General features: G+C 39.8%; 21 protein-coding genes. 16 read left to right on the plus strand and 5 right to left on the minus strand.

Annotation, left to right across the window (positions count from 1 at the left end):
• Positions 1-7: 7 nt before the first annotated feature.
• The 3 genes from B554_RS0115810 to B554_RS0115820 are packed head-to-tail and all read left to right on the plus strand — an operon-like array spanning position 8 to position 2,583.
• Positions 8-1,129, plus strand: a complete 1,122-nt coding sequence (locus tag B554_RS0115810; protein WP_019458811.1) for a phosphotransferase family protein — start codon at positions 8-10, stop codon at positions 1,127-1,129.
• Complete coding sequence (locus tag B554_RS0115815) at positions 1,126-1,824, plus strand: histidine phosphatase family protein (RefSeq protein WP_019458812.1); 699 nt, start codon at positions 1,126-1,128, stop codon at positions 1,822-1,824. The genes B554_RS0115810 and B554_RS0115815 overlap by 4 nt, the downstream gene beginning before the upstream one ends.
• 15 nt (positions 1,825-1,839) lie before the next feature.
• The gene (locus B554_RS0115820) at positions 1,840-2,583 is read left to right on the plus strand and encodes an SDR family oxidoreductase (RefSeq protein WP_019458813.1); all 744 of its coding nucleotides are present in this window, start codon (positions 1,840-1,842) and stop codon (positions 2,581-2,583) included.
• Between the two features lie 33 nt (positions 2,584-2,616).
• Here the strand turns inward: B554_RS0115820 and B554_RS0115825 are convergent, their stop codons facing one another.
• From B554_RS0115825 to B554_RS0115835, 3 genes are all read right to left on the minus strand, one after another.
• Positions 2,617-3,873, minus strand: coding sequence for an OprD family outer membrane porin (locus tag B554_RS0115825; protein WP_019458814.1), 1,257 nt, complete (start codon positions 3,871-3,873; stop codon positions 2,617-2,619).
• A gap of 109 nt (positions 3,874-3,982) precedes the next feature.
• Complete coding sequence (locus tag B554_RS0115830) at positions 3,983-5,332, minus strand: spinster family MFS transporter (RefSeq protein ID WP_019458815.1); 1,350 nt, start codon at positions 5,330-5,332, stop codon at positions 3,983-3,985.
• A 413-nt stretch (positions 5,333-5,745) separates the two neighbouring features.
• Positions 5,746-6,213, minus strand: a complete 468-nt coding sequence (locus tag B554_RS0115835; RefSeq protein ID WP_004701395.1) for a MarR family winged helix-turn-helix transcriptional regulator — start codon at positions 6,211-6,213, stop codon at positions 5,746-5,748.
• Between the two features lie 149 nt (positions 6,214-6,362).
• Between B554_RS0115835 and B554_RS0115840 the strand changes: the two genes are divergently transcribed.
• From B554_RS0115840 to B554_RS0115900, 13 genes are all read left to right on the plus strand, one after another.
• Positions 6,363-7,472: an amidase gene (locus tag B554_RS0115840; protein ID WP_019458816.1), complete on the plus strand. Its 1,110-nt coding sequence runs from the start codon at positions 6,363-6,365 to the stop codon at positions 7,470-7,472.
• A gap of 36 nt (positions 7,473-7,508) precedes the next feature.
• Positions 7,509-8,657, plus strand: a complete 1,149-nt coding sequence (locus tag B554_RS0115845) for an acyl-CoA dehydrogenase family protein (protein WP_081400430.1) — start codon at positions 7,509-7,511, stop codon at positions 8,655-8,657.
• Positions 8,658-8,682: 25 nt separating this feature from the next.
• Complete coding sequence (locus B554_RS0115850) at positions 8,683-9,042, plus strand: hypothetical protein (RefSeq protein WP_000387554.1); 360 nt, start codon at positions 8,683-8,685, stop codon at positions 9,040-9,042.
• 4 nt (positions 9,043-9,046) lie between these two features.
• Entirely contained in the window at positions 9,047-9,580 is a 534-nt protein-coding gene (locus tag B554_RS0115855) for a nuclear transport factor 2 family protein (RefSeq protein ID WP_081400417.1), read from the plus strand.
• 29 nt (positions 9,581-9,609) lie between these two features.
• Positions 9,610-10,887 carry an aromatic ring-hydroxylating oxygenase subunit alpha gene (locus B554_RS0115860; protein WP_019458819.1) on the plus strand — a complete coding sequence of 426 codons (1,278 nt, stop codon included), beginning with the start codon at positions 9,610-9,612 and terminating at the stop codon, positions 10,885-10,887.
• A gap of 10 nt (positions 10,888-10,897) precedes the next feature.
• The gene (locus tag B554_RS0115865; protein WP_019458820.1) at positions 10,898-11,383 is read left to right on the plus strand and encodes an aromatic-ring-hydroxylating dioxygenase subunit beta; all 486 of its coding nucleotides are present in this window, start codon (positions 10,898-10,900) and stop codon (positions 11,381-11,383) included.
• 10 nt (positions 11,384-11,393) lie between these two features.
• Positions 11,394-12,131 carry an SDR family NAD(P)-dependent oxidoreductase gene (locus B554_RS0115870; protein WP_019458821.1) on the plus strand — a complete coding sequence of 246 codons (738 nt, stop codon included), beginning with the start codon at positions 11,394-11,396 and terminating at the stop codon, positions 12,129-12,131.
• A 34-nt stretch (positions 12,132-12,165) separates the two neighbouring features.
• Positions 12,166-13,119: a PDR/VanB family oxidoreductase gene (locus B554_RS0115875; protein ID WP_019458822.1), complete on the plus strand. Its 954-nt coding sequence runs from the start codon at positions 12,166-12,168 to the stop codon at positions 13,117-13,119.
• Positions 13,120-13,164: 45 nt separating this feature from the next.
• Complete coding sequence (locus B554_RS0115880) at positions 13,165-14,121, plus strand: p-hydroxyphenylacetate 3-hydroxylase reductase component (protein WP_081400418.1); 957 nt, start codon at positions 13,165-13,167, stop codon at positions 14,119-14,121.
• A 198-nt stretch (positions 14,122-14,319) separates the two neighbouring features.
• Positions 14,320-15,234 (plus strand): transcriptional regulator FeaR, encoded by a 915-nt coding sequence (gene feaR / locus B554_RS0115885; protein ID WP_004708584.1) that lies wholly within the window; start codon positions 14,320-14,322, stop codon positions 15,232-15,234.
• A gap of 208 nt (positions 15,235-15,442) precedes the next feature.
• Positions 15,443-17,758, plus strand: coding sequence for a primary-amine oxidase (tynA, locus tag B554_RS0115890; RefSeq protein WP_081400419.1), 2,316 nt, complete (start codon positions 15,443-15,445; stop codon positions 17,756-17,758).
• A gap of 144 nt (positions 17,759-17,902) precedes the next feature.
• Entirely contained in the window at positions 17,903-19,120 is a 1,218-nt protein-coding gene (locus B554_RS0115895; protein WP_081400431.1) for a hypothetical protein, read from the plus strand.
• A 33-nt stretch (positions 19,121-19,153) separates the two neighbouring features.
• Complete coding sequence (locus B554_RS0115900; RefSeq protein ID WP_019458826.1) at positions 19,154-20,641, plus strand: NAD-dependent phenylacetaldehyde dehydrogenase; 1,488 nt, start codon at positions 19,154-19,156, stop codon at positions 20,639-20,641.
• 68 nt (positions 20,642-20,709) lie between these two features.
• Here the strand turns inward: B554_RS0115900 and pcaD are convergent, their stop codons facing one another.
• Together pcaD and pcaF are read right to left on the minus strand one after the other, a co-directional pair.
• The gene (gene pcaD / locus B554_RS0115905) at positions 20,710-21,489 is read right to left on the minus strand and encodes a 3-oxoadipate enol-lactonase (RefSeq protein ID WP_019458827.1); all 780 of its coding nucleotides are present in this window, start codon (positions 21,487-21,489) and stop codon (positions 20,710-20,712) included.
• Between the two features lie 10 nt (positions 21,490-21,499).
• A complete protein-coding gene (pcaF, locus tag B554_RS0115910) occupies positions 21,500-22,714 on the minus strand; it encodes a 3-oxoadipyl-CoA thiolase (protein WP_019458828.1) in 1,215 nt (404 codons plus the stop codon).
• Positions 22,715-22,941 lie beyond the last annotated feature (227 nt).

Raw genomic sequence — 22,941 nt, forward strand, 5'->3', positions numbered from 1 at the left:
AATGAAGATGTCGGTAATTGATATAGGCGGTGAAGTACGTGAAGGTGAAGAACTTGATATTGGGGCAGTTGAAAACTGGTTAAAAAACCAAGGTGTTGAGTTGGTTGGCCCAGCGGTCGTTACTCAATATACAGGTGGGGCGTCGAATTGGACTTATCGTTTAAAGTATGAAAATACCGATTTAATTTTACGTCGTCCTCCAAAAGGAACAAAAGCGAAATCGGCCCACGATATGGCCCGTGAATATATGGTGCAAAAAAATCTTGCGCCTTATTATCCGGTGCTTCCTAAAATGGTTGCACTTTGTCAGGATGAATCGGTCATTGGCTGTGATTTTTATGTGATGGAACGCATTGAAGGAATTATTCCTCGTGCAAAATTACCGCCTGAGCTTGGCTTTAATGAAGAAAATGTTCATGAGCTTTGTGTAAATGTTATTGATAAGCTCATTGAGCTACATCAAGTTCCTTATGAGAACACGCCTTTAGCTGAACTTGGCAAACGAACCGGATATTGCCGCAGACAAGTTGAAGGTTGGGATAAACGCTATGAAAAAGTCCGTACAATCAACGTACCATCATTTAAATATGTTCGAAAATGGCTAAACGATAATATCCCTCAAGACTCGACGACTTGTATTATTCATAATGATTGGCGTTTTGATAATGTGATTTTAGATCCAGAGCATCCAACAGAAGTGATTGGGGTGCTGGATTGGGAAATGGCGACCTTGGGCGATCCATTAATGGACTTGGGTAGCGCTTTGGCCTATTGGGTTGAGCCAACGGATAACATGATTTTTAGATCGACGCGCCGTCAGCCTACTCATTTAAAGGGAATGTTTTCTCGTAAAGAAGTCGTTGAGTATTATTTACAAAAAACAGGAGTGAAGCCTCAAAACTGGGCTTTTTATGAAGTGTTTGGTGTATTCCGTTTAGCAGTGATTGCCCAGCAAATCTATTACCGTTATTACCATAAACAAACTCGAAACCCTGCTTTTAAAGATTTCTGGATTGTCATTCATGCGCTACATATCAGAGCTTTAAAACTTATCGCACAGCAAAAATTGCAAGAATCTGAATTTGCTCAGCAATCTCTACAGAAAATACAGGGTATTTTAAGAAGATGACCACAATTTATCTGGTAAGACATGGACAGGCCTCGTTTGGTAAAAGTAACTATGATGAACTGTCTGAAAATGGTGAGGCTCAGGCGACTTTGTTAGGCCAATATTTTAAGCAAATATTGAAAGAACAACCTTATGTGGTTGCTGGAACTATGCAGCGTCATGAGCAGACTGCAAAGCTCGCACTAAATGAATGCTTTCCAGATGCGATAATTCATCATAATAATTTATGGAATGAGTTTAACCACCAACAGGTTTTTGCCCGTTATGAACCGCGTTTTGAACAGCCTGAACTGTTAAAAGCTGACGTAGCGCAAGAACAGAATCCACGCGCATATCTTGCCAAAATATTTGAAGGGGCCATTGGACGATGGACAGATGGTGACTTTCATCATGAATATGATGAGTCTTGGCCGCACTTTAAGGAAAGAGTTGAAACTGCATTACAGCAACTTTGTGATGAGTTAGCAAAAACCAAGCCTCGCTATGCAGTTGTTTTTACCTCTGGCGGTGTGATTTCTGTAGCAATTGGAAAACTGCTGGAACTCAGTCCCAATCGAACTTTTGCTTTGAATTGGGCAATTGCGAATACAAGCCTCACGACTTTGCGTTTGGTTGGAAATGAAGCTCAGGTTTTAAGTTTAAATGAACATCATTTTATAAAAGCTGAGTGTCCAGATTTACTGACATGGATTTAAAATAAGGATAAAAGCATGGCAAAGACAATTTTAATTACAGGTGCAAGTTCTGGATTGGGCGCGGGTATGGCGCATGAATTTGCAGCCAAAGGCTATAACTTAGCGATTTGTGCACGCCGTTTAGACAGATTAGAAACTTTAAAAATTGAACTGGAAAATCAGTATGGTATTAAAGTAATTGCAAAAAGCTTGGATGTCACCAATTACGATCAAGTTTTTGAAGTATTTCGCGCCTTTAAACAAGAGTTTGGCTATTTAGACCGAATTATTGTAAATGCTGGAGTCGGCAATGGCCGCCGTATTGGTAAAGGTAATTTTGAAATTAACAGAGCCACAGCTGAAACAAACTTTATTTCTGCTTTAGCACAGTGTGAAGCAGCAGTTGAAATTTTTAGAGCGCAAAATGCAGGTCATTTGGTGGTGATGTCATCCATGAGTGCGATACGCGGATTACCAAAACATTTATCGACCTATGCGGCCAGTAAAGCCGCTGTTGCTCACTTGGCCGAAGGTATTCGTGCTGAATTATTGGATACGCCAATTAAAGTCTCAACCATTTTCCCAGGCTATATCCGGACTGAAATGAATGAAGGTGCTAAACATTTACCTTTTGAAGTCGACGCAAAAACAGGATGTAAAGCTTTAGTCAAAGCTATCGAGAAACAACCTGTAAAAGCGTATGTACCACAGTGGCCATGGTTACCAATGAGTATTGCCATGAAGGTTTTACCATTAAAGTTGGTCAATAAATTAGGATAAAAAATTCCCCCTAAGATTTAGGGGGAATTTTATTTAGAATTTTTTGGTGTAATTGACAAAAAAACGGTCTTCACCAAAGTCATTGCCGTGTTTTACGTTGTAATCAATCCGAATATATTGCAGGGCAACGCCTTTTAAGAAAGGCTGCTGAAATGCATAGTTTAAAATCACATTAGACTCAGTTTCATGGTTTTTTTCACCATTGGCTGCCTTGAAATCATTTCCGTAAACATATTTCACCATCGCATTTAGGCCAGGAACGTAATCTTTAAAGTCGTAGCCATACATCACATGGTAAGACTTTTCATCTTTTTTAAAGAAGCCAGTGGCGTTCCAGTTAATGAAATAAGTTTCTGGTAAAAAGCCATCCGGTAATGGGTAAGCTGATTCACCGATAATTTGTTGGTAACCCAAGCCGAAGGTATGATTTTTTACTTTAACGGTTTCAAGTAAGCCAATGTTTTGCGCATCAATATCAAAAGTATTGCCGTCATCTTTTGCATTGAAGTATTTAAATTTAGAAGTAAGCGCAAAATTAGGTTGTTTCCAAGTATGTTCAAGCCCCACATAATGCTTGTTATACAGATCTTCTAAATTGCCAAAATAATATTCGCCCTTTAAAGACGGCGTGAATTGATATCGCAGGTCAATGTAGTTCAAACCATCAGATTCTTTGGTAATTCCATTTGATGTGAACGAAAACTTTTTAAAGTCTTCTTCATTTCGTGGCGACACTTTTTCCACTCGGCCAATTTCAGCATAAAGCTGATCTGAAAGTTGTGACTTTAAGTTAGTTCCCCAATATGAAGTGAGTAACTGACGACTAACATCGACAGCTGTTACAGGTAAATCTAACCAAAGTTCACCCACACTTAAAAGTGTTTTGTCATAGCCCAGCTTTAAAGTCGCGCCGTATTTTAAATAGTCTGAAGCCTGAGATTGCGTTTCTTTATTAAAAGGCAAAACTGTGTCAGCGACATGTTTGTCTGAACTCAAGCGCACGGCGTATTGAACCGATGCATCGGCCTCAATTGTGATTGGCTTGTCTGCTATGACTAACGGAGTGTCATGCATTTTCGATTTATAAAATAAAGACGCTGCCTGAGACCAACTGCCAGTATCTTTTAAGGCATCATTATCAAAATTACGGTTGATATAAGCATTTTTTAAATTGAATTTCCATTCATCTTCACTTTGTTGAGTAGTATCTGCTGCCCATGAGTTGCTGCACATCAGTAATAAAGTGGCAACGGCTAAAGTGTTTGGTTTAAAACGGTGAAATAATTCCATAATCCATTTCCCAGATGTATGCCAGTCCTCGGCACTACGTAATTTTGAATATTTCGGTACTCTCTAAGCGTTTAGTTAGAGAGTACATTTTTGCAATTGGTGAGACCTATTAATTTAATTTTTCAAGTTTCATGCTTTCACTAAAGAATTTGCAGCCTTTAAAAAGCAGAATTAGAGCCAGTACACACGACAGACCACCTACAATAGATAAAGAAGAACCCACCATTAACGGACTACCAAAAACTTTATCTGTGATAATGGCCACCAATGTTGTACCAATGCCGAGCCCAATTAAGTTACTAACTAAAAGGAAAAGGGCAGAAAGGCGTGCTCTAAATTGGTTTGGGGCTAACATTTGCAAAGCAGTTGCCGAAATTACTAGAGGGAAAGATGCGAAAAACATTGCAGGAATCAATAAGCTAACTGAAAGCCAAAGCTGATCTGTTTGGGTAAAAAATGCAATGGGAATAATTAGGCCAACAATTCCAATCACACCAGTGAACATCGGTGCATCTTGGCGTCCTTTTTTAATAAACCAATCATTTAACCAACCTGCACAAAATACGCCTAATGTATTTGCGACTAACAGAATCGTACCGAGCATATAACCTGTTTCAGTCGGCGCGAGTTGAAACTTTCGAATATAAAATGCTGGTGTCCAACTGGTAAGGCTGTAGAGTGCCATTGCATAAAAGGTAAAACCTAAATAATGACAAGCAAATGTTTTCGAATGCTTTTTTATAAACTGAAGGCATTGTGAGAATTTGACTTGGTCAACTTGTCCATTTTGGTTGAGCTGTTGGCCTTTACGTGCAGGGTCTTTAACGGTCAAAATAAAAAGCAAACCAATAATGATGCCGGGTAAACCTACTACAAAAAAGGCAATTTGCCATGCTTTAAGTGCGCCTAATAGTGGAACTTCAATGAGCGTTACACCTTTAAGCAAGTTAATGACATAACCGCCAACTAAAAAGGCGATACCACCACCTAAAAAAGCGCCAATTGAATAGATCCCGACAGCACGTCCTAGTTTGTCCTTACTAAACATGTCGCTAAACATTGAATAAGCAGCTGGAGATAAAGCAGCTTCACCCACACCGACCGCCATACGGCTCAAAAACAGTTGAATAAAGTTTTTACTTAAACCACAAGTTGCTGTTGCTAAGCTCCAAACAATAATCCCTATTGAAATTAGTTTTGGTCGTGAAAAACGATCGGCAATATAGGCTAAGGGTAAACCCATAACCGCATAAAACAGTGAGAAGGCGAGGCCATGTAACAGGCTAAATTGTGTATCTGAAAGTTGGAGATCTGCTTTGATGGGTTCAATCATCAGCGCCAGAATTTGGCGATCAATAAATGAAAATATATATGCCAACATACAAAGTGTGACGACATACCATGCATAAGCATTGCTTTTCTTTTGTATCCTTTCAACAGCGATATTACTTTGGTTCATACACTTAATCCTTATGTATAAAACGCTTAAAGAAATTGATATCTAACTTTTATTATTCCTCTGAAGTTTTCGATATTTCCCCCTTTAGATAAGAATAATAAATAGGCTAGAAATGAGTAATTTGGTCTCGTACAGACCGGAAGAGTGTGTCTAAACCCGATTAGGAATTAATAGGTTTTTAAAATCATGGAATTATTATTTTCTTTTTATATGTAAAATTCCATTACTTATTGAGTATGTTAGAATACCTAAAAAGTATGTTAAGTAAACAGATAGTAATAATTTATTGAATTAAGAAACTGATTTTTATTTATTTTTTTAAATTAAAACTTATTTTGATAAAGAGCAGCGAGAAAAGAAGAACTGTTTTATGCTGCTCTTGAGCGCATTGAACCCGATAACAAGTTAAATAATTAACTTGATGGCATGAGATCAAATAATTTCTTTAACTGGTGATTTAAATTGTGAAGCTCATCTTCTGAAAAAGCATTTAAGATGCCTGCCAAGGTAACCACACTAATTTGATTAATCTGTTCAACCAGCTCGACACCTTTGGGAGTTAATTTCACCATCGAAATTCGTTCATCGGTGGTAGAAGAGTAGACTTCGACAATTCCATCTTCTACTAAGCGATATACAGCTTTTGTTGCCGTAGTTAACTTTAAGGTAGAAAGATTAGCGATATCGGTAATACTGGCTTCACCCAAAGCATTAGTACTTAAAATGATTTTACGGCGTGTATTGTCAATACCTAGTTTTTTTATTGATTTTTCAATGAGTTGTGAATATTTTCCATTAACTTGAGAAACCCAAAAAAAAGGGAAATTTTGAATACTCGACGGTTCTTTATTAGGAAGAAATTGTTCTAAATGATCAAGCATAGCTAAGCAATAACTTAGTGAAAAAAGGGTAATCCTATTATAAACAAAATTTTGGGTATTTCCTTGAGAACAAATTATAAAAAATACTTGACAATTCCATTAAATTTTCCGATATTTTGATTGATAGATAAAAATACATGGAAAAGTGAATGAATATTGTTAGCCAAAGCGTGCACAAAGGAAGTGGCAAGCTCAAGGTGATGGTCAAGGACACAATTGATATTCAAGGTCTAAAAACCATTGCTGGTAGTCGAGCTTTATTAAATGCTGAACCTGCTCAAGATGATGCTGAGGTGGTTAAAAACATTTTAAAAGCTGACTGTGAAATTATTGCCAAAACAAATTTGCACGAATTGGCTTTTGGTATTACAGGCATTAACCACGCTTTTGGTACACCCATCAACCCAAAATATCCTGAACTTATCCCAGGCGGCTCTTCGAGTGGTTCGGCTGCGGCAGTTGCTGCTAAACAAGCTGACTTTACTTTAGGTACAGACACGGGCGGCTCTATCCGTATGCCCGCTGCATGCTGTGGAATTTATGGTTTAAAACCAACTTTTGGCCGTGTCAGCAGAAAAGGCGTATATCCGCCGTCGAGTTCTTTAGATTGTGTTGGTCCTTTCGCAAATTCAGTCGAGATGATTGAAAAGGCCATGCAAATTATTGATCCAACTTTCAAATCTACGGAATTTACTCGTACACCAAAAATTGCGGTTTTAGATGTAAGCGCAGATAAGGTTGTTTGGAACTGTATTCATCAAGCACTTCAAAAAGCCAATTTACAGACCACTTCAGAAAAAGTTGAACATTTTGAAGCAGCTTATGACGCAGGCATGCAGATTATTAATTATGAAAATTGGCAAGCTTTTGGTGATTTAACTCAAACCGGCTTAATTGGTTCTGATGTAAATGGTCGTTTATTAAAAGCGGCACACACCACTATAGAGCAAGTAAAACAAGCGGAAGCTGTAAAAGTACAGCTCACCCAAGAACTCGATGCTTTATTAGAAAAATATGATGCATTGGTTCTACCGACACTTCCGCAAATTCCACCAAAAGTTTCTGAAGCTGAAAACACGGTCGCTTTTTTGAATCTTACCGGTTTAGTTCGACCATTTAATTTATCAGGTCATCCCGTTATTTCAGTGCCACTTGAAACCAGTGAAGGTTTACCAGTGGGCTTACAGATCGTATCGAAGCATCAAAAAGATGAGCAATTATGCGCAATAGCTAAATTTTGTGTTGATGCAATGCAATAAATTACAAGGAGTTAGATGATGAATAAGTTGTCTAAAATGGAGTTTGCTTCTCAAGACAAAGCAGTTGATTTAGATGCTTTGTGCCAAGAAATTCGTGAGCGTGCCTGTGCAGGTGAGTTTGATAATCAGGCCTATGTGAGCCAAGACATTATCGAAAAACTTAAACAGATTGGTGTTTATCGTGCCTTGGTGCCTAAACGTTTTGGCGGTGAAGAATGGTCTCCACGGCAGTTTTGCGAGTTAATCGAAACTTTATCTAAAGCTGATGGTTCAGTGGGTTGGGTGGCAAGTTTCGGTATGAGCCCTGCTTATTTGGGAAGTTTGCCAGAAGAAACGCTTAAAGAATTGTACCAAAACGGACCAGATGTGGTGTTTGCTGGAGGTATTTTTCCACCACAACCTGCCGAAATTACCGATGAAGGTGTCGTAGTTCGTGGACGTTGGAAATTCTCAAGTGGCTGTATGGGAGCTGACATTGTTGGTGTGGGGATTTCACCGCTTAAAAACAATGAAATGCAAGGCTTACCACGCATGGCAGTGATGCCTGCCAAAAAAGCCAAAATTGAAATGACTTGGGACACCGTTGGCCTAAAAGGTACGGGAAGCCATGATTTGGTGGTCGAAGATGTATTGGTCGAAAAGAAATGGACCTTTGTACGTGGTGAACCTTCAAAACTCAGCGAGCCATTTTTTAAATATCCGTCACTGTCTTTAGCGACGCAAGTATTAACCGTGGTGGGTATTGGTGTTGCAGCTGCAGCATTAGAAGAATTTGAAAAATTAGCACCGGGTAAAGCATCGATTACAGGTGGGTCAGAAATTGCAAATCGCCCAGTGACTCAATATGAGTTCGCTCAAGCTGATGCGGAGTTTCAGGCTGCAAAATCTTGGTTTTATCAAACCATGGATATTGTCTGGAATGAAATTATTGCTGGGCGTGAAGCAACTACTGAACAAATTAGCGATATGCGTCTGGCATGTACCCATGCAGCGCGAGTTTGCGCCAAAGTGACCCGAAAAATGCAAATGCTCGCGGGTATGACAGCGATCTATACCAACAATCCATTTAGCCGTTTTGTGAATGACACCAATGTGGTGACTCAGCATGCCTTTATGGGCGATGCGACCTTACAAAATGCAGGCTCAATCAGTTTCGGGTTAAAGCCAACCCCAGGTTATTTATAAGTTTAATTTTTAAAAGGATATTGAGATGGAAGCTAAAAAATCATTACGCGTTTTGTTCTGCATGGGTATTAACCAAAACTTTTTTGATGCAGAACCTGCTGAAGCAAAAGCAGTTTGGGCAGCATTTGGTGAAATGTGGAATGGCATTCATGACTTACCGGGCGTACATGTTTTTGGAAATCTTGATGATGACCAAAGCATGGTTGGTCCAAGTGCAGGTTGGCCTTGGACAACCTACTTGCTTGCAGATGTTCCTGATATTGAAACCGTACATGCCGCTTGTAACTTGTTTAGAACAACCGTGGTGGGTGAAGGGCCATACAAGCTTTGGAAATATTGCAAAGTTGAAGCTCGTGTTGGACGCGAATTAATTATCCAACGTTAAGGCGATGGCAATGAATGACAAAGTGAATATTGCAGAAATCATAGAACGGCTAGAACAGTTAGAAGCGCATAACGCCATTCGTAATTGTCTGAACCGTTATATGGAAATCTGCGACGAGCTCAATGCAAATACAGACCTTGATGAGCTAATGAATCTTTTTGATCAGGATTGTATTTGGGAAGGTATTGGCGAGAAATATGCCAAATCTTTTGGCCGTTATGATTCTTGGCAGTCGATTTACGACATGTTTAAAAGCTATACCCAAAAAGAATCTCACTTTGTTATGAATGCACACTTTGTAAATTCAGAACAAATTTATGTAAATCAAAATGATGCAAATGCTTCTTGGCTCATGTTGCAAACTTCAACCTTTCAAGATGGCCGTAGCCATCTGAATGCAGCAAAGCTCAATGTGAAGTTTCAAAAGCAAGCAGATGGAACATGGAAAATTAAACATTTCCAAACACAGAATATTTTCAGTCGCCCCGTATCGCATTGGCACACTGAAGCTGAATTGCCGGTACCTTCCCAGGAATGACCCAGGACATATTTAAAAGGACTATTGATATGAACAGTATTATCCCAACGCATAACATTGGCATTGATTACGATGCTTTGGTTCAAAGTGACCGTGCCCATACTTCTCTTTATAAAGATGAACGCATTTTTGATGAAGAGATGGAAAAAATCTTTTATAGCACTTGGGTGTGGGTTGCGCATGCCAGCGAAATTCCGGAAGGCGGAAGCTATAAAACCATTAATATCGGTAAACAGCCTGTGGTTGTGGTACGTGACCGTAAAAAGAAAGTCCATGTACTTTTAAACCGTTGCCGTCACCGTGCAGCAACCGTATGCGAACATAAAAAAGGAAAAACTAATAGTTTTGTATGTCCGTACCACGGTTGGAGTTATGCACTTGACGGTAGTTTACGTGGTGTGCCATCTCCGGAAAGCTACGGCGATTGTTTAGATAAATCAGAATTACCACTGGTGAGTCTACGGGTAGAAGAATATAACGGCATGATCTTCGCTTCATTTAAAGAAGACATTCAACCGCTTGAAGAGTTCCTTGGGCCTGCGAAAAAATGGATTGACCTGTTTATGAAACAGGGCGCGGGTTATCCAATTAAAGTGTTGGGTGAACACCGTTTCCGTTTTCCGGGTAACTGGAAAATCCAGCTTGAAAATACTACCGATGCATATCACTTCCCGTTGGTACATAAGTCATTCTTAAGTTCTGTAGATGAAAAAACCGAAGAACTCTTTAACTTCGAAAACCAACCGGGCTTTGTTGAAGACTTAGGTAATGGTCACAGTGTCATGGTGATGATTCCTGAACTGGTCGATTTAGACGAAGAACTCATGGAGCGTCCAATTCAAGAGCGTTTCGAAGACTTGGCTCAAGCTTTGCGCGACGAAGGCCATGAAGAGTTAGAAGTACGCCGTATTGTTCGAGCAGTTGGTGGTTCTGGCTTTAACTTAAATTTATTCCCGAATATTGCATGTTCGATGGCGTTCTTCCGTGTGTTACAGCCAATTTCAGTTGCTGAAACAGAAATTCATCACTCGGTGATTACGATGGATGGTGGCCCGCAAATTGCCAACCAATATCGCTTACGTTTGCATGAACATTTCCAAGGTCCATTTGGTTTTGGTACGCCAGATGACTCAGAAGCTTGGGAGCGCGTACAACATGGTGCCAATGCCGGTAATGATTTATGGATCATGCTCAACCGCGGTTTACCGGGTGAAGTCAAAACTGAAGATGGCTTAAAAAGTGATGTCAGTGCTGAAACAGGTATGCGTGCAGCATATCAGCAGTGGAAAAAGATGATGAAAGCTTAAGGAGAGAGCAATGAATATGAATCTGCAATTATTAAATGAAGTCACTGCTTTCATCTGGGCTGAAGCAGATATGTTAGACCACAGTGAATACCGTGAATGGCTCAATTTATGGAATGAAAAAGGTGTTTATATCATTCCAATTGACCCGAACCTCACTGACTACGAAAACAACTTAAATTATGCTTATGACGATAATCATATGCGTACTTTACGTGTACAGCGTCTTGAAAATGGTGAAGCGATTTCTACAGCGCCTAAAGCAAATACTGTGCGTAGCATTTCTCGTGTACGACTGATTCAAGACCAAGATGATGAAATCGTTTTACGTTGTGCTCAAAACTTACGTGAATTCCGTAAAGAAAACCTCAAGCATTACACAGCAGATATTACTTACCATCTAACTCGTGATGCGGATACAGGTTTTAAGATTAACCGTAAAATCATTAATTTGGTTAATTCTACCGATACCTTAGCTGGTATTAGCTACATTCTTTAGGAGCGGTAATATGAAACAAGTTGTTTTAGTGACAGGTGCTGCTTCTGGACTCGGTAATGTGATTGCTGAATATTTTGCGAACCAAGGCCATCAAGTGATTTTGTCGGCAAGTACGCTTGAAAAAGCTGAAAACGCCAAGGCACAAAGTCAATATGCACAAAATATGTTTCCCTTGAAATTAGATATTTCAGTTGAGGCAGATTTTCATGCTGCGGTGCAATGGATTGAAGAGAAATTTTCTAAACTTGATGTGTTAATTAACAATGCTACCGTCACCAAAGCAACGCCAGTATTAGAAATTACTGCAGCCGATTTTGATTGGATCACGCAAGTTAACCAACGTGGCACCTTTCAAGCTTGCCAAATTATTGGTCAATATATGGCTAAAAAAGGCTATGGACGCATCATTAATATGGCGTCTTTAGCGGGACAAAATGGCGGTACTGCAACGGGTGCACACTATGCGGCAACCAAAGGTGCGATTGTGACGTTAACCAAAATTTTTGCCAAAGAGTTTGCAGCAAAAGGCGTTACGGTTAATGCGGTTGCACCGGGACCGATGGAGTCTCCAATCCTTCATAGTGTGGTGTCTGACGAAAAAATGGAACAGTTCATCCAAAATATTCCGGTTAAAGCCTTAGGAAGTATGCATTTTATTGCTGAAACTTGTGGGTTGCTTGCGAGTCCAAATGCGGGGTTTGTGACTGGTGCAACATGGGATATTAACGGTGGTTTATTCATGCGTTAAGCCAATCGCTTAACCATGAAAAGGGAGTGAAATCATGACTACACTTTATGATGTTGTCGTTAAAAATCGTCATGTGGAAGGTGGAAATATTGCAGTCATGGAATTTGAGTCTGCCACTTCTACAACATTGCCAAAAGTTGAAGCGGGTGCGCATATTGATGTGCACTTACCAAATGGCATGGTACGCCAGTATTCACTTTGCCAAAATCCAAATGACGAAGGAAAGTTCCGCCTTGGAATTTTACGTGACCCTGAATCACGTGGTGGTTCAGTCTCGGCTTTTGATGAAATTAAAGATGGCATGCAAATTCAGGTCAGTGAACCAAAAAATTTATTTCCACTTTTAAAAGCCAAACACAGTGTATTAATTGGCGGTGGAATTGGAATTACGCCGTTAATCACGATGGCCTATCAACTTGCACACGAAGGCGAATCATTTGAGCTTCATTACTGCGGTGCTAGCGCTGAGAACTGTGCTTTTGTTGATGAAATTAAAAATGGTGAGTTAGCAAAATATACAACCTTCCATTTTAAATCCGAAGGTGCAAGCCACAGAGCATTTTTTGAATCTGCCATTAAAGATATTGATTCGGAAAGCCATATTTACACCTGTGGTCCAGTCGGTTTCATAGACTGGGTGATTAACCTTGCCACGACTCATAATTTTCCTGAGCAGCAAATCCACAAAGAATATTTCCAAGTTGAAACTGACATCTCGGGAGATTCATTTGAGGTGGTGGCTGAGCGTAGCGGAAAAATCATTATGGTTGAAGCTGGCGAAACAATTTTGCAGGCTTTGGCTAAAGAAGGCATCGACATTGAAATGTCTTGCGAGCAAGGCGTATGCGGAACCTGTATGTGCGATGTAATTGAAGGCGAACCTGATCATCGAGATGTTTATTTTACTGATGAAGAAAAAGCCAGCAATGAGCAAATATTGGTGTGTTGTTCACGCTCTAAAACACCGAGACTAGTTTTAGATATCTAATGCTCTCGCGATTTATATGGATGTAAGAGAAGGTTTAGGAGAAAGATGATGAATGTATTACAACAAATAGATGAATTTACGGTCGATCCATTACAGTTCCGACGAGCATTAGGAAATTTTGCAACAGGCGTTACCATTGTTACTGCACAAAATGCACAAGGTGAGAAAGTCGGTGTAACTGCAAATAGTTTTAACTCGGTGTCACTCGACCCACCACTTATTTTGTGGAGTATTGATAAAAAGTCTTCAAGTTTTTCAGTATTTGAAGACGCGACACATTTTGCAGTCAATATTTTATCGGGTACGCAAATTGAGCTATCTAATAAGTTTTCGAGACGCAATATTGATAAATTTGCAGACACCAATTTTCAACTCGGTGCAGGACGTGCACCCATTTTAGAAAATTGTTCTGCGGTGTTTGAGTGCGAACGCTATCAAGTGATTGAAGGTGGTGACCACTGGATTATTGTTGGCAAAGTGGTTCGTTTCCATGACCAAGGCCGAAGCCCGCTGGTCTACCATCAAGGCGCATATTCTTGTGTCATGCCGCATCCGAGCCTTCAAGTTAAGCAAACTGAACAGAACGGTGTAGACCAGACTCATTATGGGCACTTATATAATAATGTCTGCTACTTGATGAGTCGTGCTTTTAAAGCTTATCAAACCGACTATATTCCTAAGCAAATGGCTTCAGGGTTCCGTACCAGTGAATCACGGCTGCTGCTGGTTTTGGCAAGTGGTACTGCTTCAAGTAAGGAAGATTTACCGCGCGATATTGCTATGCCAATGCAAGAAGTAGAAAGATCGGCTGAAATTTTAAAATTTGAAGGCTTATTGGTTGATCACGATAATTTGTACGCACTGACTGAAAAAGGTAAACAAACAGCGCAGTATTTGTTTGATATTGCCGATAGCCACCAAAATGAGGTGTTTAAAAAATATTCTGATGAGCAAAAGAATATTTTTATTACCATGCTGCGAGATTTTGCAGGAGTAGCATAAGCCTCATTAAGCTGATAAATTGAATTGATTTATCAGCTTCTTTACATCTAGCTGACTATCATCAAAACAATTCCACGGATAAGGAATTATTGGCACATAATTTGTTTATCAATAAAACAAGATTGCAAATAAGCCAAGACAGTGCACTACCACAAACGCAAAATTTTGAGCGGTGGCACGTGTATAGAGAGGTAAGGGATGAACCAATATGTAAGCGATGCATTACTCACATGGACGCACCATATTAAAAGTGTGTGCGGCAATTTTGAAACCGATTTTGACGGAACCCGTAATTTATTCATTGGTGAAGTTCAGTGCTTTTTATTGGGTGATACCGAAATTGCTTTTATCAAAAACAATGCAAATAAGATTGTCCGGAAAGCCGATGAAATCGATCGAGTGAATAATCGTTTTTGTTTTTTGATTTTGCAGTATTCGGGAAAAATGCTGCTTGAGTATAAAAATGAAACTCTCAGCCTAAATGAAGGCGATATTGTGTTGGTCGACCCAGTCGAAACCATTTCAATGTATCCGCAAGGCTTGGTAAGCCAGATTTCTGTCCATCTGTCGCGTGAAAAATTACTTAAAGAAAATATTAGTACTGAATATTTTGGAAAACTGATTACGCAAAATATGAGTGGTTTTTTACTCAAAAATATTTTGAAAAATATGTCTGCTGAAAACATCAAACTTTGGTACGCAACTGAAGATGGTAATGCTTTTGAAGATGCATTGATTGCCTTAATCAAACCGACAATTAATTATAAAAATATTAATAGCTCCAATAATCTAATGGAAAAAGCTGAGCGTTATATTATAGAAAACTTAGCAAAACCAGATTTAACACCTAAATTAATTGCAGAGCATATTGGAGTGTCGCTACGTCATCTCTACCGTCTATTTCTTCAAGAAAATTTATCTATTAACAAATATATACAGCTCAAACGCCTAGAAAAAGTCAAAGCAGATTTGCTTGATAAAAGAAATAAACAAAGCTCAATTACCCAAGTTGCCTTGAAATGGGGTTTTTGGGACGGGGCGCATTTTTCAAAAATCTTTAAAAAGACTTATGGTATTTCCCCTAAAGAATTTAGAGAGGGTATGTCGGTTTAATTCTTTCATCTCTCAATGTCATTTTTAGACAAGTTCGACGTCATTCTTGAACAAGCTAGCCCTATGTAACTGTGTTGAAATTAAATTCATTAGAGCAGGTTAGATAAGCTTAATAACCATAAAACTATTAAGTTGGTCTAATGAATTTCACTCACAGGAAGTGCATTTTAACTATCTGATTCAGATAGTTTAGGGATAGATGAAAAGGATGAAACCAATGTGTAAACAACGATTATTGAATGACATACAAAAAATACTGGCACTTAACTTAACAATCGCTGCAAGCTTTTGGGGACTCAATACTCAAGCGTTTGCGCATGGTGGACATGCCGAAATGGTCTCACTTTATCAAAACATGAGTGAGCAAGGTGCTAAAGTTGTCAAAGACGATTTTACCAATACTTATATGATTACCAAAGGTTCTATGGTTGTTCGGGCCAAACCCAATTCAGATCAGGTTCTGGTGAATGGCAAAGCTTTCAAGCTCAGTGTGCCTTTATTAATTAAGGATGGTAAGCCTGTTATTGGAAAAGATTTTTTTAATGAAGTCTTCCAGTCGGGTTTAGATCAAACTTTTAAAATTGAAAATACGTTTCACCCGCTCAATAGCCTAAACTCTGAAGAAATTAAAAAGACCTTTGATGTGATTAATCGCTCGAAATACGCCTATAAAAATATGCGTTTTGCCGAGTTAAAGCTTAAAGAACCTGAAAAAGCCAAAGTCTGGGATTACTTTATTAATCACAAAGAATTTAAAGAAGATCGTATTGCCTCATTTATTTTATTAAAGGGGAGTCAAGCGATTGAAGGTGAAGTTAACCTTAACACTCAACAAGTCACCAAATGGAATGTACTTAAAGACACTCATGGAATGGTGTTGCTCGATAATTTTGAAGCCGTACAGCGTGTAATTGAGACAAGTAAAGAATATCAGGAAGCTTTACGGAAACGCGGCATTACCGATGTGAAGAAAGTGATTGCTACACCGCTAACTGTTGGATATTTTGGCGGTAAAGATGGGCTTGATAAACAACTCAACATATTAAAAGTCGTTGCTTACCTCGATGTTGGGGATGGTAACTACTGGGCACATCCTATTGAGAACCTAGTTGCTGTAGTCGATTTAGATAAAGAGAAAATTATAAAGATTGAAGAAGGTGCGATCATTCCTGTGCCAATGGCAAATCGACCTTATATGTCGAATAAGCCCGTAGCAAGTAAGCTAAAACCACTCAATATTACTGAACCTGAGGGTAAGAACTTTAGCATTACTGGCCAAACCATACATTGGGGGAATTGGTGTTTACATGTGGCGTTAGACTCTCGTGTTGGCTTGCAGCTTTCAACAGTGACCTATAAAGATAAAGGCGTTAAGCGTAAAGTCATGTATGAAGGGAACTTGGGTGGAATGGTGGTTCCATATGGCGATCCTGATATTGGTTGGTACTTCAAATCTTATTTAGACTCTGGCGAATACGGTATGGGAACACTTACCTCGTCTATTCTTCCTGGAACAGATGCACCTGACAACGCTGTTTTACTTGATGCCGTGATTGCAGACTATAAAGGCCAGCCACAAGTGATTCCAAATGCCATTGCTGTGTTTGAACGTTATGCTGGGCCTGAATATAAACATCATGAAATTTTTGGTAACCAAGATGCCAGTGAAGCCCGCCGTGAACTTGTTGTGCGCTGGATTAGTACAGTGGGAAACTACGATTACATGTTTGACTGGGTATTTGCCCAAAATGGTGTAATTGGAATTAATGCGGGTGCAACGGGTATTGAGGCGGTTAAAGGTGTAAAATCACGCACTATGCATGACAGTACAGCTAAAGAAGACACCAAATATGGAACTTTAATTGACCATAATATTGTGGGTACAACCCATCAGCACATCTATAACTTCCGCTTAGACATGGATGTCGATGGAGAAAATAATAGCTTTATGCATATGGACCCTGTGGTGAAAGCCAATGACAAAGGTGGTGTTCGTACAAGCTCAATGCAAATTGATAGTAAAGTCATTACGAATGAGCAAAATGCAGCTGAAAAATTTGACCCATCCACTATTCGCTTACTCACGAATTTCAACAAGGAAAATAAATTAGGCAATCCAGTTTCTTATCAACTCATTCCGTTTGCAGGTGGAACACACCCTGTGGCAAAAGGAGCCAATTTTTCTAAAGATGAATGGTTATTTAAACGTTTGAATTTTATGGATAAGCAAATTTGGGTGACTCAGTACAATCCAGACGAACGCTATCCTGAAGGGAAATATTCAAATCGTTCGACTCATGACACAGGGTTAGGACAGTTCATTGGTAACAACGAAAATATTGAAAATAAAGACCTCGTGGTGTGGATGACAACAGGCACAACCCATGTGGCACGTGCTGAAGAGTGGCCAATCATGCCAACAGAATGGGTGAATACACTCATCAAACCTTGGAACTTCTTTGACAGCACCCCGACTTTAAACTTGGGTGAAGAAGAGCAAAACACTCAGCACGACCATCACTAAACGGGTGCATGATCTAGAGTGGGTAACGAATCGATTACCCACACTTGAGCACGGTTAGGCCGTTCGCAAAAAAGGAATTTCTCAATGAAAAATTTATTTTCTCAGGTTGTGAGAGGGACTCTCTTTGTCTCATTTTTTTCAACTGTGCATGCTGGTGAGCTTGAAATTAAGCCAACTTTTGAAGCAACTTTTGGGGCCTTTAGTAGCGGTAAAAGCTATAACGGTGAAAACCTAGAGGATGAAAGAATCAATTGGCAAGAAGGTCATCTTAAATATGGTGCGAAAGGACAATACACCTTTAAAAACAATCAGCTCTATGCAAGCTTGAGCGGTATTAGCTCGGCAACATTTGGTGATGGTGACGCAGGCCAAAATAGTAATGGCAAAGAACGTAAAACAGATGTGAATGAATGGATCATTGGTTTTAAAGACGGCACCAATAAAGATGAGTTAACGACCTATGATTTAAGTATTGGTCGCCAAAATATCATGATTGGTGATGGATTCTTCATTGCGGGTGATGCATTAAATCTCGGTAAAGTTCCTGCGGACGGCACATTAGATCGGGGCGGGGCATATTATCTAGCAGCTCGTCGAAGCTTTGATTTTACAAGTTTGCTTCAATACAAACCGCAAGAGAATACAACGTTAAAGCTGGCTTATTTAAAGTCAGACAATAAAGCACAATTTTCACCTGAACTCTTTGTGACTGATCTGATGTATCAGCTTAAAGATAAGGGTGTTGGGTTTACCTATTTAAACGTATTAGACCTTAAAGATGCTGAACAGGTTTCAGGGCGCGAAGATCTTAAAAATTATGCTTTACGTTTGAATTATCAACCCTTACCAGAGCTGCAAGTTAAAACTGAGTTTGTAGTTCAAGATAAAAAAGATAGCCACGAAAATGCTGGGTACTTAGCACTGAACTATAACTTTTTATCGTCAAAATATACACCCTCATTAGGCTACCGTTTTAGCCATTTTTCAGACCAATACGACCCTATGTTTTATGGAAATACAGTCGGCTTTGGTACATGGTTTCAGGGCGAAGTTGCTGGAAACTATGCTGGTCCATTTAATAAAAATACAGATATTCATCAAGTCTCTTACACGATGAATTTGAAAGAAAATTTTATGTTGGGTGCTTTGGCCTATAAGTTCAAAACAGTAAATAAATCTTTAACCAATGTGGATGGACATGAGCTGGATGTCTTTTCAGTCTGGTCGGTCAATAAAAAATTCAATGTTATTCCTTTAGTGGGACTCTATAAACCAAAACACGATATCCATAATGGCGGTACTCAAAACTACGATGACAAGACCAATGTCTATGCGCAGTTGATTCTGCAATACATCTATTAATAGATCCTTTTAAATAAATTGAGAGAAATAAAAATGAGTGAAGTTCAGATTTTACAAAGCGTGCAGCAATTTATGGCACGTCAACATGGACATTTTATTGATGGAAAATTAGTTGCTGCCGAGCTTTTAGAGAAAGTAGATATTGTAAATCCATCGACTGAACAAGTTGTTGCTCAAATTAGTATTGGTAGTCAACAAGATGTCGAAAGCGCGGTCAAAAGTGCTGAACATGCTTTTCAAAATGCTTGGGCTGAAACTACGCCGTATGAACGTGGCGTTAAACTGAACAAGCTAGCAGATTTAATTGAGCAACATGGTGAAGAACTTGCACAGCTTGAAACTTTGTCTACCGGAAAACTCATCAATATTTCCCGCCATCTTGAAGTGGCACAATCTGTTATTTTCTTAAGATATTTTGCGGGTTGGGCAACCAAAATTAATGGCCAAACCATGCAACCTTCTATTCCATCCATGCAAGGTGAAAAATATACGGCCTTTACTTTAAGACAACCGATTGGTGTGGTTGCAGGGATTGTGCCTTGGAATTTTTCACTAATGATTGGTGTTTGGAAAATTGGCTCAGCTTTAACAACCGGCTGTACCATTGTGCTTAAACCAAGTGAGTTTGCCAGCTTATCTTTATTACGTTTAGCTGAACTTGCCATTGAGGCAGGTATTCCGGCAGGTGTGATTAATGTGGTTACAGGTAAGGGCGATACAGGGCAATATTTAATTGAGTCACCGCTCGTTAAGAAAGTCTCATTTACAGGTTCAGTACCAACAGGCATTGCCATTGGTAAGCTCGCGATGAGTAGTGATTTAACCCGTGTGAGTCTGGAGTTGGGGGGTAAAAATGCCATAGCGGTTTTGGCCGATGCAAATATTGATGAAATTTTGCCGACTTTGTTGCAAGCAACTTTTGTGCATCAAGGTCAAGTTTGTGCATCTCCAGAGCGTTTTTTTGTACACCATACAAAACATAATGAACTAGTCGAAAAACTCTCTAAAGCACTTTCTAGTTTCAAAATTGGATCGGCTATGGATGAAGGAAGTATGTTTGGTCCACTCTCTAATCAGCCACATTTTCTTAAAGTAAAACATTATTTAGATATGGCTAAAGCCAACAACCAGATTATTGCTGGTGGTGCGGCTCTAGATCAGACAGGGTATTTTGTACAACCGACTTTAATTTCCTTTAAAAATAAGGATGATCCTTTATTTTCAGAGGAAACATTTGGTCCTGTGGTTGGGATAATGCCATTCGAAACTGATGAAGAACTTATTCAGCTTATGAATCAGTCTCGTTTTGGTTTAACCGCAAGTATTTGGACAAATGACTTATCTAAAGCTTTCCGTTTAATTCCTAAAATTGAAGCAGGGACCTTGTGGGTCAATATGCATACGTTCTTAGATCCATCAGTTCCATTTGGCGGGGTAAAAGCTTCAGGCATTGGTAGAGAGTTTTCTGATGCATTTATTGAAGATTACACTGAATTAAAATCGGTCATGATTCGGTACTAACTTTTAAGATTCTGCGAGATATAAAAAATGGCCTATAAAGGCCATTTTTTTAATTCTTAAACTTAAAATTAGCTCACTAAAAAATCTTTTAGGATTTTATTAAAAGCTTCTGATTGTTCTACATTGGAAATATGAGAGGCATCTATTTCTGCAAGTTTTGATTGTGGAATGCGTTGCTGCATAAATTCACCATCTGCAACTGTAGTGACTGGATCTTGAGTTCCAGCAACGACTAATACAGGAATTTTGATGTCTTTTAACTGCTCACGGACATCCGCTTTAGCCAAAGCCTCACAACAATTGGCATAACCCATTGCGCTGCCAGCACTTAAGTCGTTACACAGGTTGTTGATAATTGAAGCATGACTTTGGATAAAGGGATCTGTAAACCATCTCGAAGCTGCTGTAGCTGCGATCGGTTGTAAACCTTGCTCACGTACTAATTTTGCACGGTCAAGCCATGCCTGTTCTTGTCCAATTTTAGCGGCAGTATTTGCCACAACCACATGACTAAAACGGTCAGGGTAATGAATCGCCAGCCATTGACCGGTTAAACCGCCCATTGAGATACCACAAAAAGCAGCTTTGCTAATATTCAGATGATCCAGTAAACGAACAACATCTTCACCTAATTGCTCTACAGTGTATGGACCGTCAGGCGTAGATGATGAACCGTGACCACGCGTGTCATAGCAGATCACAAAAAAATGATCTTTTAACTCATTAAACTGTTTTTGCCACATGCCATAATTGGTGCCTAAAGAATTGGAAAACACCAGAGCAGGGGAAGATGGCTCGCCAAAGGTTTGATAGTTGATTTGTGCATCGGCAGATTGAAAAGATGGCATTTTTTTCTCCTTAAAGTGCTTCAACACGTTCAATAATCAAAGCAATACCTTGACCTACACCAATACACATTGAACATAAGGCATAACGACCACCTGTTTGCTCAAGCTGGTTTAAGGCTGTAGTGACTAAGCGTGCACCTGATGCACCCAGTGGATGACCTAATGCAATGGCACCACCGTTTGGATTTACCTTGTTGCTATCATCTGGCAAACCTAAATCACGGGTCACTGCCAATGCCTGTGCAGCAAAGGCTTCATTGAGCTCAATTACATCCATTTGATCTAAAGTCAGGTTGGCTTGTTTAAGTAGTTTTTTAATGGCTGGTGCCGGAGCAAAACCCATAATGCGTGGTTCTACACCCACCGCTGTTGAAGCAATGATCTTGGCACGTGGTTTGAGGTTGTAAGCTTGAACCGCTTCATCAGAAGCAATCAGTAGAGCTGCTGCGCCATCATTAATGCCTGAAGCATTGCCTGCAGTCACAGTACCCTCTGCTTTAACTACAGGTTTAAGTTTGCTTAAAGCTTCAAGCGTGGTCGATGCACGTGGATGTTCATCGGTATCAATCACAACAGCATCACCCTTACGCTGAGGGATTTCAACTGCCACGATTTCTTTAGAAAAAAAGCCTTTGGCTTGCGCGCTTGCGGTGCGTTGTTGGCTCACCAAGGCAAACTGGTCCTGATCTGCACGATTGACGTTGAACTGTTCAGCGACGTTTTCGGCAGTCTGGGGCATGGTGTCTACACCATACAATTCTTTAAGTTTTGGGTTAATGAAACGCCATCCCATGGTGGTGTCTTCAATCTTCTGGCTACGGCCAAAAGCACTGTCTGACTTACCTATCACATAGGGTGCACGACTCATACTTTCGACACCACCCGCAATCACCAAGTTCGCTTCACCAGCTTTAATGGCACGGGCAGCAATGGCAATCGCATCTAGTGAAGAACCACACAAACGGTTAATGGTGGTTGCCGGCACTTGATACGGCAAACCAGCAAGCAGTGCTGACATACGGCCGACGTTACGGTTATCTTCACCGGCTTGGTTGGCACAGCCATAGATCACATCATCGACCTGTTCCCAATCTACACTTGGGTTACGCTGCATGAGTGCTTTAATCGGCAGAGCACCAAGGTCATCGGCACGAACGGGTGCAAGGCCACCGGCATAACGGCCGAATGGTGTACGGATGGCATCGATGATATAAGCGTTTTTCATTCTAACTTTTGTCCTTTACTTCAGGCCTTTTTAGCCATTCTCCGTAAGTATTCGCGGTGGCGACATGGATGTCGCCTCGTTGCTCAGCACAACAGGGAGGTTGTGTCTGAGTAACAAAGGTTTTTGGTTACTTTTTTAAAAAAGTGACACGAATTAGCTGTTGGCATCTGGTTTAAACAGATAAGACTCCGTCGTAATGATTTATAAATTTTCATATCAACGAATAA

The sequence above is a fragment of the Acinetobacter sp. GG2 genome (assembly GCF_000292385.1).
Classification (GTDB): domain Bacteria; phylum Pseudomonadota; class Gammaproteobacteria; order Pseudomonadales; family Moraxellaceae; genus Acinetobacter; species Acinetobacter seifertii.